Source organism: Paenibacillus vandeheii, from assembly GCF_030433635.1.
Classification (GTDB): domain Bacteria; phylum Bacillota; class Bacilli; order Paenibacillales; family Paenibacillaceae; genus Paenibacillus; species Paenibacillus vandeheii.
The window spans coordinates 203,388-217,300 of record NZ_JAROCD010000007.1 but is presented as its reverse complement, the minus strand read 5'-3'; the positions used below and the strand labels follow the sequence as shown (position 1 = coordinate 217,300).

Sequence of the window (13,913 nt, the reverse complement as noted above, 5' to 3'; positions counted from 1 at the left end):
GCTGCTGCTTTCGCTTCATTTATGTTCTCGTCACTTTTCCCGTCCCTTTACCTGCAGGACTTAATAACCTACCGTAAACCGGGATTGAATAAATTGCGGATCATCCAGTTCATCCACCAAAGCCGCTGCAAAATCGCCAACAGAAATAGAGCTCTCACCAAGATCATCTGTAATCACACGATTCATGCCAACCCGGAACAGGCCTGTCCGTCTTCCCGTTGTGATCGTAGCTGCCGGACTCATGTAGGTCCAATGAATATCCGATGCCTCAATTAGGTCATACGCATCTGCATGAGCCTTCGCCAGCGGCTTTACTTCCTCCGGGAATCCAGGTGTGTCCATCAGCATTTCTCCAGAATCCGTAATCAAGCTTCCCGCTCCGCCAACCACAACCAACCGTCCCGCTTTCGAACGACGAACGCCCTCGATTAGTGAACGTGTAACTTCCAGCATCTCTTCTTCCGCGCCAAACTTCGGTCCATAGGCACTCACAACGGCCTCCTGACCAGCTGAAAAATCGGCAACCTGATCCGGGTTAAGCAAATCCCCCTGTACCACACGCAAACGCTCATGCTCCATCTCCACCTTCGAAGGCTCACGAACAATCGCCGTTACTTCATGTCCTCGGTCCATCAATTCCCACAATATCGTCTTTCCAATCGCTCCGGTTGCTCCAAAAATGGCAACTTTCATATTAAATCCCTCTTTTCAGTAGATATCCTCTTGTCAACATACCGTTATTTTAATACTTAATCCCATTGTTATATACCTTAAACGGCTCACGCCATCTTAAACCGTCTTCACTCACTTGTAAACCATGAGTCTGGCTCAACTGCCCATTCCCCTATACATGCTGTATTCAAATAAGTAATTACAACTCCGTTTTCCGTTCAGTAAAAGAAACGCGAACCATCCAAAAAAGCCGCGTACGCGGCTTTGGCAGCTTACTTCTATTTTGCCTGACCCACCTTGGCAAAGGTCACAAATTCGACCGCTTTCTGTGCCCAGAACCGTTCCGAATACATTTCATGCTCTAAATCATCAATGATATGAAGTTCCAGTCTGCCTGATGGTTCGTCCAACGACAGCTTGTATTCCCGTATTTCCTGATATAACTGTTCCGTCTGTTCCACCGGACAGAGCTGATCTGCCTGGCCGTGAATGAACAGGACATCGATTCCGCTTAGCGCAGAAGCGTATGTGATCGGGCTGCGGCTCCTCAAGGCGGGTTCATTCCCAAGCAGTTCACCAATCTCTTTTTGCAAAAAAGACCTGAGCTTTGCCCCTCCCCCTTCATACAGCTTGCCCAAATCCGTAAAAGGAGCACAGGCCACCACGGCACTCCACAGCACCGGGTCTCTGCCCGCAGCAAGCAATGCAAGATAAGCTCCATAACTGACTCCATACAGAGCTACGTCTGAATAAGCGGATAACACCTCTTCCCGGATAAACCGGACCACCTCTGCATCCACGCCGCCCCAGTCGTTCTCATTGCGACTCCGGTATTTGGAATCGAAGCCGGAGCTGCCCGGATAGTTGATACCAATCACCCGTATGCCAGCCTCGGATAACCGTTTCATTACCGGACTATAGCTGTCGAACAGGCAGTTATGCGGCCCTCCATGCAGATAAATAACGGCTTGTTCCGCGCCCTTCGGATGCATGTCCAAATAAGGTATGATCTCAGATCTATAGTACGTTTCTCCATATTTCATCTCTGAATCCCCAATATTGCGGAAGCTATTTACAGCTTCCTGCTCATCCCCTTGAATCCGAATGATGGCACAGGTTTGATCTTGGAAACGAAACAGAGCGGGTACCGGGTCGATCGCGATAGACTCGTATTTGCCCATCAGTCCCTGCTTGTCCCTGCTAAGCACAGCCTGTGTCAGCGTCCCTGGATAGTCTCGAAGCTGTAATACTTCTTTCTTCTCCTGTAATGCATACTGCACATAATGCCATTTGCCACAGGTTATGCCTTCACAGAGGATTTTCTGTGCATCCGTATCCATCTGAACGCGAACCAGTTCAGAGAACCCTTCACCAACAGGGGGCAATTCATGTACAAGATTCTCGCCCTGTTTTAACCACCCCGCTGTAAATCCCTGCTCTGAAGGTATGGACACCGCAATGAGATCCCCCTGCTTGTCCATGACTGGATAGGGATATGACGTATGTACCCATTCCGTACTTTGAACCCCCTGGTCCTTGTATGCATACACTCTCCCCTGCCCATCCACATTCAATCCGATTTCCTGTTCCGATGCAGACCAGAAAGCCAATTGCGGATGATTCAGCTCAGGTGTAATCCATCTAGCCTCATCCTGCTTCGGGTCGTACAGCCCCAATCGGACGGGGCCCTTTTTATTTCGGATGGCAAAAAGCAACTGTAACTTCTCTCCTTGCCATGCCGCCTGCAGAACAGCAAAGGGCAATTGCAACGCCTGGGTATGAACAAGCCTCACCTGAGCTTGCAGTTCATACAGATGCAGCCGTTTTCCGCTCGTGCCCCGGGTGATGATCAGAACCTGATCCGGTGCAATAAACTGAGTATGCTGGGTTTGATCAACCGGATCTGCCGTATGTTCATGCAACCAATGCCTGTCTGTGATCTGACCTGTCTCATCAATCATGCACCATTCGGTATGACCATTATCATAGGACAACAGCATTCCTGTGCGCTCCCGATTAATACTCATTCGTGTCAGGAATGTACGATGCAACTGGCCTCCCTCCCCTCATTCCAACGCTTCAGCTGCTCCCATTCGTCCAACTGGTTCCGCAATTTGGCGATGTATTGATCCAGCATGGCAGTATCGGATGAAATATCTGTTTCAAGATTGCTTATAGCTTGCCGAATCTTCTCAATCTGCGGCAGATTAACAGCAGGAAGGGACATGATTAATAGACGATATACTTCGGCAGCCCGGTCGTTTGACCCTCGTCGTACTTGTTCTCCAGCGATCTCCACCGCACGACGGAGCCGTTTGGCATGGATGGATACCGTTCTCAATCGAAGCAAACGAATCAGCAGTTGATATTCCTTCTCTTCTTTACCACGCTGCCGATGAATTTCCATCCTTAATTCGAGTATGGGACCGAGCCAATCAACATACTGGTCGGTGCATAGTTTCTCCGCAGCCAGCAGAGCTGTATCAGCCTCGGCCCATTGGCCCGATCTGAGCTGCAGTCCCGCCATATTGAGCCCAGTCTGAATCTGAAAAGTACGCCGATCAGGTCCGTCAGGAAGCTGCTGAATCCGCCGACTCGCCTGCCGCTCCAGTTCAATTGCACGCCCAGAGTTACCCTCCTGCATTTCAATCAAGGCTTCGCCATTATCCAGCGCACAGCATTTTCCAATACGGTACACCTCCGTTAATTCCTTATGGGAGAGCATCTTTCGGGCCTCTGAGTAACAGTATCGTGCTGCTGTATAATCCAGACCCTTCTTAGTAAGCAACTGCGCGAGTTCGAACCATAGAACCGCTTGCTGGGCCGCTGTCAAACGTTGAAATAACGTATTATGTTTAAAAAAATGCAAACAAGCCCTATACCGGACCGGATCATCCGACTTGGACAGCAAAATCCAGGCCAGCCTGTTGTAAAGCGCCAATGTTTTCTCTTGCCCCCCCTTCTTTCTTGCGTCGGCAAAATGCTGCTCCAATGAACTTCGAGTATGTTCTGGTGTTTCTCTGACAAGGGAGATTGGAAGCTGATGCACTTCACTAGGAGTGGGCATTCTGGTAGAATATCGGTGGAAAAAGAGAAGCACACTGACGCCTCGTAGTTTCTGACGATACAGGATATGGTGGATGGCCCCAAGATCAGATGCATGTAAATGTGAAGCAACCTCCACCAGTACCCATTTCTTGTGCCCTGGAGCCCAGCCCGCTGTTCTAAATCTCAACAAGGCGTTTTTGCAGGCCACCAGATCGCTGGAAGGCAGCACCGGGTTTAGCTGATAGATTATGGGCAGAGAGTAATACGGATGATCGACGGATATCCCAACAGCCTGATCCTGCCAGTGGGTGTGCAGCTTTTGAACCTCGTGCTTCACGGCGTCTGGCTCCCCCTGGGCAACATACAGCCCGGGCTCATGACTGGAACGAAGCCAATTGCTTCGCAGATCACCATATTGCGTACTTTCCAGTAAAACGGGGTTCATGAGCGATCACGCTCTTTCGTAACCCGGCATACATGTGCAATTTCGGGAACCCGCTGCAAATTCAGTGAAGCCATTAATCGATAGCTGCTGATATTGTTCATGTCGAGCGAAGCTTTTACCATTTCATATTGTTCTGCCACACATTGTTGAAGGCCATAAGCAGCAAGCCAGCGGGCCCAGCCCTTACGTTTCGCAGTGGGTATGGTGCATATGTGAGCAATCAGTACCGAACCGAACTCATCACTTAACAGGCAGCCTCCCATCCTTTGACCCTCCAATTCAACCAATCCGGAACCCCTCAGCACAGGTCCATACGCTCCGCCATAGATGTCTTTGACGGCCTGACGCGCGGCTTCCAAACCAGGGCAGGTGGGATCGCTTTGCAACAGGATCTGCGCTATCTCCTCCTCCTGCCCCTGGGCAGAAATCCAGGTTGCTGCATCATCTGGGATAACCACAGGAGGGATATCTCTCAATCTGCCGTTAAATCGATGTCTACGTGCAACAATATCCACCCGGAATCCAAGCTTCTCCCACCGAAATGAAGCAGGAACTGTCGCATATAAAGCATCCCATTCAAGTGATCCAAGCAGCGGCTGAACCCGATTTTCCCAATACGTCATCGCACCTGCCCCGCTCCATAAATCGAGTGTATACTGCCGCTGCCCATGATCAATGATCATGAATGATGACCCGGTTTCAAGGTACTCTGGCGCTGCTGCATAGTATCGATCCCCGCACTCGCCCTCTTCATGTCGTAATTGCGGAAGAACATCAGATATGGATGTTAATATCATGGTCCATCGCCTCCTTGCCAGGGTTGAATCCTGAATAAACCAACGGTTCTGCACTCATTGAAGGATAGAAAAGACGAAGCAGAAACGAGTAAATGCCCATATATCCAGTCATGTAATCCGGGGAGAACGATTCCATATCTTCCAGCGGCCACATCCACAAGTCGTGTTTATCACTTCTCATCTCCAGCAGCATTTGTGCATATTGTTCCAGTCTGGTCTTATACCTGCCAGGATGGCAGCGTTCCGCCAAGAGAAGGAAATCCCCATTGCCAGCTAACCCATGACATTGCCCGAAGGAAGCAAAGATCGTCGTCTGTGCCACCGCATCCGCCGCTTCTTTGCCGAGCTTTGCAGATACCGGATCATCCAGTACATCGGCAGCCGCCAGTAGAAAACGCCCTATTCCAGCTGATCCATTACACCAGTGTACCCAGAGCGCATCCGCTTTTGCCGGCGATGCAGGCCACGTCTTCAGGCCATTCTGCCCGGTATGGCTGGTATGATCCAGTGTATGGACAATTCGTTTCACTGCCGATACATAGGCTTCCTTATGGGTTCGATCTGCCATCGCGAGCAGGAAATAACCGATCCCCGCGATGCCATGTGAGAATCCCAACGAATAATGGCCGCCATCTTTCTTGCTCGGCTGCTCTTTCACTTTCCACATACTCAGTCCATCTTCGTGCCGCTCTTCTTGAGTTAAAATATAAGCAGCCAATGCCTCGGCTCGTTCAAGCAGTTCCGCACGGCCTCCGGTGCGATGAAGCTCCAACAACATTAATCCCAGACCTGCAGCACCATGACTGATATTGGTTTGGGTCGGTTCATTCTGAGTTAACTGCAATGCCAGATTCTCCGCGAGATTAAGCAACGAAGAATCATTCAGCGCCTCTGCGGTCTCAGCCAATCTCCACGGAACAGCCCCATATCCAAAGTATAGTCCGGTCGGTGTCTCGTCCGGAATGTATGGATGGTGAGCCATGATCCATTCCATAACTTCACGGGCATATTGATGATACTGAATACGGCTTGTAATCTGACCAAGCTGGTTAAAACCGTAGACCATACCTGTCCATCCAAAGTTAAAATTTGCCGGGTGAAACATCCGGCTCATGCTGTTTTCCGGATATAATACATGCTTATTATCAAAATCAAGCGCTCCATAGAGCCAATCAGCCATCCTTTGCGTCTGATGTAATACCTCGGCAGCGGTTAATCCCAGCTTCTGACTGTTCAATGACAAGGAAGCTCCTTGCCATTCGGTCATCGGGTCTTTCGAAATCGCCGTCAAATTCTGGCGAACATCAGCCAACTGCTCATACGTGCCGGACATGATCCGTATAGCGAAATTGCCCAAAGCGTGCAACTGCTGCGTGTTGCCAAGCCCATCTAGCAGAACCTGACTACATTTCAAGTAGTCCGTCTGGTATTTGAAGTAAGGGTCCACAGAGGATGCCATATAATAGAAAACAGCCCCGATGGAATAGATATCATCCTGAACGCTTGATCTCTGACTGTGTTCCCGGCTACGAGGCACATATCCAGGCGTATGCCCGGTCAATGGCTTCGCTTCCCTATCGCTACTTCGGACGTAAGCCAATTCGAGGTCAATCAGACGTACATTTCCATCTGGCAGCACAACAATATTGTTAGGCGTCAGATCATTAATAATGATCCCTTTATCATGACAGGCCTGCACCATATCCAGAACAGCCTGGCAGATCCGAACCATGTCCGTCCAGTGATAATCCGCGGCGACATGTCTGCGATGGATATATTCCCGCAGGCTGATGCTATCAAAATATTCCAGAATCAAATACCGATTCTTCTCATAACTGAACAGATCCAGTGGCTGGGGGGTATATCCCGTCTCCTTCAACAATTCAAGTACATGATATTCATTTTCTAAATAGTCATGGGCAGAGCGTCCGGCACCATCCACACGCATTCGATGTACCGCTTCTTTCATAACGGCTTGCGCATGCCGAGCACTGGAAATGAGAAATACCCCTCCCTTGCCTGACTTCTTAAGTACACGCTTCACGCGTATATTCCGTATTCTGAACTCATTGTTATTGGAACTGGACACTTCGGAGGGAGATGGGTCCATCTGGATCGCTTGGATGTGAAGCAGCTCTTCCGGCTCGTTGACCCATTCGGGCTTGTACCTGCCAGGTGTACGGCGATCCTCCTCCATATTACCGTCGGTATTCTGGATCGCATGCACTTTCGCTCCCGAGTAACGGTCATAATAGAATCGTTCTGTGAACGCACCATAACGATAAAATACGCATCCACTGCCGCGGTATGACCGATCTGTAGGAATAGCCGGGCCTTCGAATCCGATGGTACATGCATACATATCCTCAAGCAGGTCCAGAAACTGTTTCTCGTTGGCCGCATAGATTGTGACACATTTACCCGTTTGAGGCAGAGGCATCGATCCATTGGACGTTTCAATCAACTTCAGCCCACTGCTCACAACCTTCCACTGCACACGGTGCTCCGTCAAAATAGGTACAATGCGTTGCAGCAGTTCAACTCCCTCCACAGGAACGACAGATAGATGTATTTTCCAGCCCTGTGAAGGAAGCTTCAAATCCTCTGGTCTAAAACAAATCCAATGGCCGTCATTCGACCATTGGATGGATTGGGGAAGTTCCCGTATTATATGTTCCAAAGCGTTCTCAAAGGCGTCCTTCTTAACGGATACATTGGCGAATTTCAATGAGAATCACTCCTGTTGGTTAAAGTTAGAGGGGGAGGTACAATTATTTTAGTAATGCGAAAATCAAAGACTTATCCTTAAAGTTACCGAATAGAGTGCGTAATGAAGATACTCCTAGTTCTCAACTACGATCGTCTGTGAACTTGTCCAACTGCACACGGTACACAGGCTTGTTTCCTCAAACATGTAGTTATCCTCTTCAACCTCTAATGCCATCAAGTCCTGTACAGATAAAATTTCCTTGTTTTCCATGATAAATTACCTCCCATTTGTCTCCCCCTCTTGATAACCAAATTCTACATAAAATTTGATATTCCTTCTTTTTATTTGAATTATTTTACAATATTTATTTACATAACCCAATTAGTTAACACGTATTAGTTAATCCTATCGGAATTACTGCTTAAAAAAAGAAGGAAATATAACATGTTGCTTATGATTATTACATGGATGCCGTTTGTTGTCTGGAACGTTGCCCCTGTTCCTGTCGGAAAGGCCGGACAAACATGCTCACCACTCCCATCACAATAACAAATACACCAATCCCCATGTACACCCAGGATGGATTATACGTTTCAATGAACCAGCCTCCGAGCAATAAACCGAGCGGATTGCTGATGCCACTCATCAAGACCCCCATACTGTTCATGACACGGCCCCTCTTTTCCTCCGGTGTGGATAGAAGAATCGAGGTAACCAAAGGTACATTTACGAGGGCAAGCCCCAGCATTAACAGGAACGAGCAGGCGATGGCGATATACAGATTAGGAAACATGGGCATGAGTAACAGACTTGCTCCCGAGATCAGATAACTGATCAGAAACCATCGGGCAAGCGAAAGCCGTTTGGCATATTTCCCACTGAGCAGAGAGCCTGCAATGCTTCCGGCGGCAAAAGCGGATTGAAGAAGACCGTACCCTTGCGGTCCGGCATGAAGCACCATGTTGGCAAAGATCGGAGTAAAGATATGCAGAGGCGCGCCAGCAAAGTTGATAATGGCACCAAAAATGATGCAGCAGGCCAGAATTTTACGCGAGAACAAAAAGGTAATCCCTTGCAAACTGTCCTTCACAAAGCCGGAGATCCCTTTTTGTTTCACCACTTTGGTCACCGGAATTTGAATAAAGACGATGGAGAAAGCAGAGAGAAGAAAGGTGAGGGCATAGATGAACAGGATGGACTGAACAGAGATGAACGCTACCAGTATGCCGCCTACAGCATATCCCAGCAATTCAATCGTTTTGGAAGATGAGTTAAGAAGTGCATTGGCTGGCGCCAGTTGTTTCGAAGGGTCGGGCAGAATGGCGGGGATGACGGTCTGGGCTGCCGGATTGAACAAAAATCCAAGAATTGCAATAAGCAAATTGGCAGCATAGATATGCCAAGGCACCATCTGACCACTCATGAACAAAAGCGCCAATATGCAAGCCACACCCGCCCTCAATATATCTGTCCAGATCAGGAGCTGCTTCTTGGGCAGCCGATCACTGATCGTAGCGAGAGGTATACCCAGGAAAGCATAAATAAAGTAAGGCAGCATAGGAATCAGCGCTGCTGCGAGTGCAGACTCGGTCAGCTGGAGAATATACCACATCGTAGCCATGGAAAATAAAATCTGGCCCGCACCGGATATCAGTCTGCCTACAAGAAGTACACAAAAGGATGGAATGCGCAGAACGGATCCGTAACTGTCGTTATGGATTTCATTTTTCGTCTGTTTCATCCATTCCCTCTCCTTTCCCCTTAATCTCGCTTCCAGTTTCACTTTGCAGCCGTGTCAACAAACCTGAATTGCGAATGGACTGTTGCATTTTGGCCTTTACCCTCTCCAGTTCTGCCGTATACTCCTGGATCTCGTCCAATAACGATTGGTGAGTCCGGATCCCTTCCCTGATTAACATCGCCGTTGCATCCGAACGGTTTTTGGCCAGTTCGAGGAATACAAGCTGATCAATAATATCGATCTCTTCCTGACTTAATCTTACAGAGACAACCCCCTTGGTTCCCGAAAGATTTTTGCTCGCCTGATCGATAGATCGCTCCACCATTCGATTAAATTGAGTCCGCTGGTCTTGGTCCAAATGTATCTCCTCCATTCTGCTCATCCTTTAATTATCGTAATTTGTAAATCGTAAATTGTATTTACAACCCATTATACTTGTAAATAAATGGATGTAAAGCAAAAAAACCTTTGTATCACCAAAGGTTTGAAGCGTATTTCTAACAGCTGGATAGTGATCGCGCTATTTCACATACCCAAGACTTGCTTTATTTAAATAGGCTTGACCCAGATTTCTTATCACCTATTCCCCTTGTCTCCACCACATGCCTTCGGATTTCGGACTGGTGTAGGCGAAGCCAAATTGGGCGTAGAGACGGTCAGCAGGAACATCAGCCAGCAGGCTAACCAGGCCTCGAGCGGGCACATGCTCACGCAAATAATTCATGATCTCGCTCATGATCAGTTTGCCATACCCTTTTCCCTGCTGGTCCGGTCGCACGGCGATATCCACCACCTGAAAGAAACAACCACCATCTCCGATGACCCGACCCATGCCTACAATTTCATTTTCTTCACGCAGACAAACGGCAAAAAGACTATTCGGCAGCCCGATTTCGGCTCCCTCCTGGCTCATCGCACTGAGACCCGCGCTCTTTCGTAGCGCAAGATACTCGGCTGCTGAGGGCGGTGTATGTTCAATGTTGATGTGGTCCATGGATCATGCTCCTTTCGTATCCAACTTAGATATACGTGCACATTATATCATTCATGGAGACTCCATCTTCTTTACTCAGGTCACTGGATCCTCCCTATGACAGTAAATTCCTACTGTTCCTGCTTGAATTCAGGCAATTCCTGTGTAATAGTGAGAGAAAGCTTAAGTGAACCGTGTTTCATGCTACACTACAGTTTTTGCAAAGGAGGAACTATTTGTGCTTCAACGCTGGATACCTGCTCTGGTCTCCTATCCGGGCTTCGGGGCGTTACTACTCGGAATGATCGCTGTGCTGCTTGGACTATACCTATGGTCTGCTACTGAAGTCAGACGAAGTCGTGACAGGCGAATGCAAGCGATACGAGATACATTATACATAAGCACAACCCTGTTGGGACAACTCACCGTAAAAGAACATCGGAATGTTGCTCTTACGGAACATGAGCATCATGAATTGTTAACCGCCATGCTGTCGTGCAGAACCGCAGTCCATCTATCTCCTCAGCTTCAGGATCAAATCCGCAGCTGTATCATCGATGTTGATCCCGCTCGTCTCGCATTGATGCACAGGGCTCTGGAACGAGAGAGTGCAGCATTATCCGATGAATTGAATCGATATGCCCATTCAGACCATTGGGGAAGAGCCGTCTGGAATGTCATTCGTCCAGCTGCCGAGCCCGCCGCTGTGGCTGCTGTACTGTACCTGATCGCTGATTTTGTGTTCCGTCAACAAGGTCTGATGTATCCTTTCTGGCACTCCTGGTTCAATGCACTGCCATGGATACGTTTCATTTCCCTGATTATCACAGTGTTCTATGGTTATCTGCTCTGGTCCAGCCCAAGACAGGGTTCATCGGGCACAGTAACCAAATCACTCGTCACCCTAATTGCCCTGTGCTCTCTTCTTCATCTGATTGGACTTGCTGCTGCTCCCTACGCATTGGGATTACAACTCATCCTGTTCATCTCAGGATTCAGCTTGACAGGAACGCCTTCTCGCAGTGATCGCCCCTACGCGGGACACACCGATTCGAATAAGGAATTGGATAGCAGTACAGAAGCACATGAGGGTGAGAACCTGAACATGGAGATAAACCTCTATAAACCACGCACATCCGGAGCCATTTCTGAAAAGTGAACCTCTACACCAAAAAAGAGAAGCCCGCAAAATCGTCGGCTTCTCTTTTTTTGATTTCTACTTATTTCATCATAAATTCAATCGTGGATTCATGAAGTCTACCCCTTCGCGCTTGTATTCGATCCGCGTAATGAACGGGGTGAGCTGCTTCGTGCAGTGTTGCCGGATTTGGAGGCGGCGTTGCCGGAGGGCGTATTTTCAAAACGCTTGCGTTCGGTTCGCTCCATCTGCACGATCTGCCCTTCATGTACAACGATGTGCAGCGAGCCAAACTCCATGTCATTCAGTTGTCCGGCAATTCGATCCATCCATACCTCATCCACTTTTAACGGCTTAGCCATAGAGCCGCCTCCTCTTCTCGGGCTACTGCCCGCTTTATTCCTCAGTGCTGTCATCCAACCTGACTTATAATTCATTCTTATCCAACCTATATACTTGGTTTATACATTAGCAGGGCTTCCAGTAGCTGTCAATCCGAATTTTCACGGAATTTTCACGAATCGGAGACAACCGCCTTTTTCATTCGAAACCCTCTTCAATACCAAGAAGTTCGGCATCGATTTCGGAGCGTTAGTCACTTTTCGGAAATCGTTTTATGACCCAGCCAGCTCTTGAGCAGCAACGTTGCCAGAGCTAATATGAGCAGCAAGGAGGCGACGGCAAACGAAGCAGAGAATTGATACTCGTTATATAAAATTTCGACATGCAGCGGTAGCGTGTTGGTCTCCCCGCGAATATGTCCCGATACAACAGACACGGCTCCGAACTCGCCCATTGCCCGCGCATTACACAGAATAATGCCATACAGCAGGCCCCACTTGATGTTGGGCAGTGTCACGTTCCAGAAAATCCGCCACCCGGAAGCACCCAACGTAACTGCTGCTTCCTCTTCCCTCGTGCCCTGATCCTCCATTAGTGGAATAAGTTCTCTGGCGACGAAGGGAAACGTAATGAACAACGTTGCGATGACAATGCCAGGCAGGGCAAAAATAATTTTGATATCATGCTCCGCCAGCCACGGTCCAAACCATCCATTCGAACCAAAGACGAGCACAAAGATCAGCCCGCCCACCACCGGCGAGATCGAAAAAGGAAGATCAATCAGGGTGATCATGAGCCCTTTTCCCCTGAACTGGAACTTGGTAATGACCCAAGCGGCTGCCACGCCGAATATCGTATTGAGCGGCACAGTAATCCCGGCAACCAGCAGCGTAAGTTTCAGTGCCGACATCGCATCCGGTTCGGTAAGCGCCGCGATGTAGACACCCCAGCCCTGCTTCAATGCCTCCATCAGCACGATCACCAGCGGCAAGATAAGCAGCCAGAGCAGCACGAGGCTTGCCAATCCAATCAACAACCATTTGACCCATGGAGCTTCCGTCGTTGCACGGTTCGTTCCGGGGCCAGTTCGTACAGGTGGAACAGGGCTCAGTGGAACAGAACCCGCCATACGCGGCACCTCCTTCGGTTTGGGTAAGTGACATCCGCTTGCGCCCTAATCCCATCACGTTACATTCTCCGGTCAGGCTCTGCCTGCCTTCCGGCTCCAGCGCTGCAATGAATTAATGATCAGCAATAGGATAAAAGAGACCAGCAGCAGCAGCAGGGCTACCGCCGTAGCTCCCGCATAATCAAACTGCTCCAGCTTCGCCATGATCAGCAAGGGTGCAATTTCCGTTTTCATCGGCATATTGCCTGAAATAAACACCACTGAGCCATATTCGCCAATGCCTCGGGCAAAGGCCAGGGCAAAGCCGGTCAGCAGCGGCGGGATTAGGTCCGGAAGCAGGATCTTCCGGAATATCCGCCATCTCCCCGCTCCCAGCGTAGCCGCTGCTTCCTCCACCTCAGCCTCCAGCTCCTGCAAAACCGGCTGCACCGTACGCACCACGAACGGAATGCCGATAAACATCAGCGCCAGTGTAATACCAGCCTGTGAATATGCCAGCTTGATACCCAGAGGCTCCACGAACTGCCCAATCCAGCCATTCCCGGCATACAACGCCGTTAGAGCAACCCCCGCTACCGCCGTCGGCAAAGCAAAGGGAAGATCAATAACGGCATCAAACAGCCGCTTTCCCGGAAATTCATACCGGACCAGCACCCATGCCAGGAGCAGCCCGAGAACCAGATCGATCAGGGCCGCTGCGCCTGCGGTCAGAAAGCTCACCCGGAAGGAAGCCAGTACCCGGGGATTCGTCGCCACCTCAATCATCGTGGACCAGGTCAGTCCTGTGGAGTTAAACAAGAGCGCTGCCAGTGGAATAAGTACAACCAGGCTCAGGTACAGCACACTGTAACCCATCGTTAATCCGAATCCCGGCAGTGTGCGACTCCGGGCCACCATCACCTTGCTCATGCACGTTCA

General features: G+C 49.3%; 13 protein-coding genes. 1 reads left to right on the top strand and 12 read right to left on the bottom strand.

The window, feature by feature from the left end:
* Positions 1 to 60: 60 nt before the first annotated feature.
* The 9 genes from P5G61_RS15670 to P5G61_RS15630 form a co-directional block, all read right to left on the bottom strand.
* The gene (locus P5G61_RS15670) at positions 61 to 693 is read right to left on the bottom strand and encodes an NAD(P)-dependent oxidoreductase (RefSeq protein ID WP_301247390.1); all 633 of its coding nucleotides are present in this window, start codon (positions 691 to 693) and stop codon (positions 61 to 63) included.
* Positions 694 to 950: 257 nt separating this feature from the next.
* The gene (locus P5G61_RS15665; protein ID WP_301247389.1) at positions 951 to 2,723 is read right to left on the bottom strand and encodes an alpha/beta hydrolase family protein; all 1,773 of its coding nucleotides are present in this window, start codon (positions 2,721 to 2,723) and stop codon (positions 951 to 953) included.
* Positions 2,705 to 4,165 carry a hypothetical protein gene (locus tag P5G61_RS15660; RefSeq protein WP_301247388.1) on the bottom strand — a complete coding sequence of 487 codons (1,461 nt, stop codon included), beginning with the start codon at positions 4,163 to 4,165 and terminating at the stop codon, positions 2,705 to 2,707. The genes P5G61_RS15665 and P5G61_RS15660 overlap by 19 nt, the downstream gene beginning before the upstream one ends.
* Positions 4,162 to 4,962, bottom strand: a complete 801-nt coding sequence (locus P5G61_RS15655; RefSeq protein ID WP_301247387.1) for a hypothetical protein — start codon at positions 4,960 to 4,962, stop codon at positions 4,162 to 4,164. The genes P5G61_RS15660 and P5G61_RS15655 overlap by 4 nt, the downstream gene beginning before the upstream one ends.
* Positions 4,940 to 7,690, bottom strand: coding sequence for a class III lanthionine synthetase LanKC N-terminal domain-containing protein (locus P5G61_RS15650; protein ID WP_301247386.1), 2,751 nt, complete (start codon positions 7,688 to 7,690; stop codon positions 4,940 to 4,942). The genes P5G61_RS15655 and P5G61_RS15650 overlap by 23 nt, the downstream gene beginning before the upstream one ends.
* Positions 7,691 to 7,804: 114 nt before the next feature.
* Positions 7,805 to 7,942 (bottom strand): hypothetical protein, encoded by a 138-nt coding sequence (locus tag P5G61_RS15645; RefSeq protein ID WP_301247385.1) that lies wholly within the window; start codon positions 7,940 to 7,942, stop codon positions 7,805 to 7,807.
* 190 nt (positions 7,943 to 8,132) lie between these two features.
* A complete protein-coding gene (locus P5G61_RS15640; protein WP_301247384.1) occupies positions 8,133 to 9,413 on the bottom strand; it encodes an MFS transporter in 1,281 nt (426 codons plus the stop codon).
* Positions 9,394 to 9,771: a ribbon-helix-helix domain-containing protein gene (locus P5G61_RS15635; RefSeq protein ID WP_301247383.1), complete on the bottom strand. Its 378-nt coding sequence runs from the start codon at positions 9,769 to 9,771 to the stop codon at positions 9,394 to 9,396. Before P5G61_RS15635 ends, P5G61_RS15640 begins: the two co-directional genes overlap by 20 nt.
* Positions 9,772 to 9,993: 222 nt before the next feature.
* A complete protein-coding gene (locus tag P5G61_RS15630; RefSeq protein WP_301247382.1) occupies positions 9,994 to 10,407 on the bottom strand; it encodes a GNAT family N-acetyltransferase in 414 nt (137 codons plus the stop codon).
* A gap of 217 nt (positions 10,408 to 10,624) precedes the next feature.
* Between P5G61_RS15630 and P5G61_RS15625 the strand changes: the two genes are divergently transcribed.
* Positions 10,625 to 11,545 carry a hypothetical protein gene (locus tag P5G61_RS15625; RefSeq protein WP_301247381.1) on the top strand — a complete coding sequence of 307 codons (921 nt, stop codon included), beginning with the start codon at positions 10,625 to 10,627 and terminating at the stop codon, positions 11,543 to 11,545.
* 98 nt (positions 11,546 to 11,643) lie between these two features.
* Here P5G61_RS15625 and P5G61_RS15620 read toward each other — a convergent pair whose 3' ends face one another.
* From P5G61_RS15620 to cysT, 3 genes are all read right to left on the bottom strand, one after another.
* On the bottom strand, positions 11,644 to 11,886 hold the full coding sequence (locus P5G61_RS15620; RefSeq protein WP_301247380.1) for a YezD family protein: 243 nt from the start codon (positions 11,884 to 11,886) through the stop codon (positions 11,644 to 11,646).
* Positions 11,887 to 12,119: 233 nt separating this feature from the next.
* Complete coding sequence (cysW, locus tag P5G61_RS15615) at positions 12,120 to 12,995, bottom strand: sulfate ABC transporter permease subunit CysW (protein WP_301247379.1); 876 nt, start codon at positions 12,993 to 12,995, stop codon at positions 12,120 to 12,122.
* 72 nt (positions 12,996 to 13,067) lie between these two features.
* On the bottom strand, positions 13,068 to 13,904 hold the full coding sequence (gene cysT, locus P5G61_RS15610) for a sulfate ABC transporter permease subunit CysT (protein WP_301247378.1): 837 nt from the start codon (positions 13,902 to 13,904) through the stop codon (positions 13,068 to 13,070).
* Positions 13,905 to 13,913 lie beyond the last annotated feature (9 nt).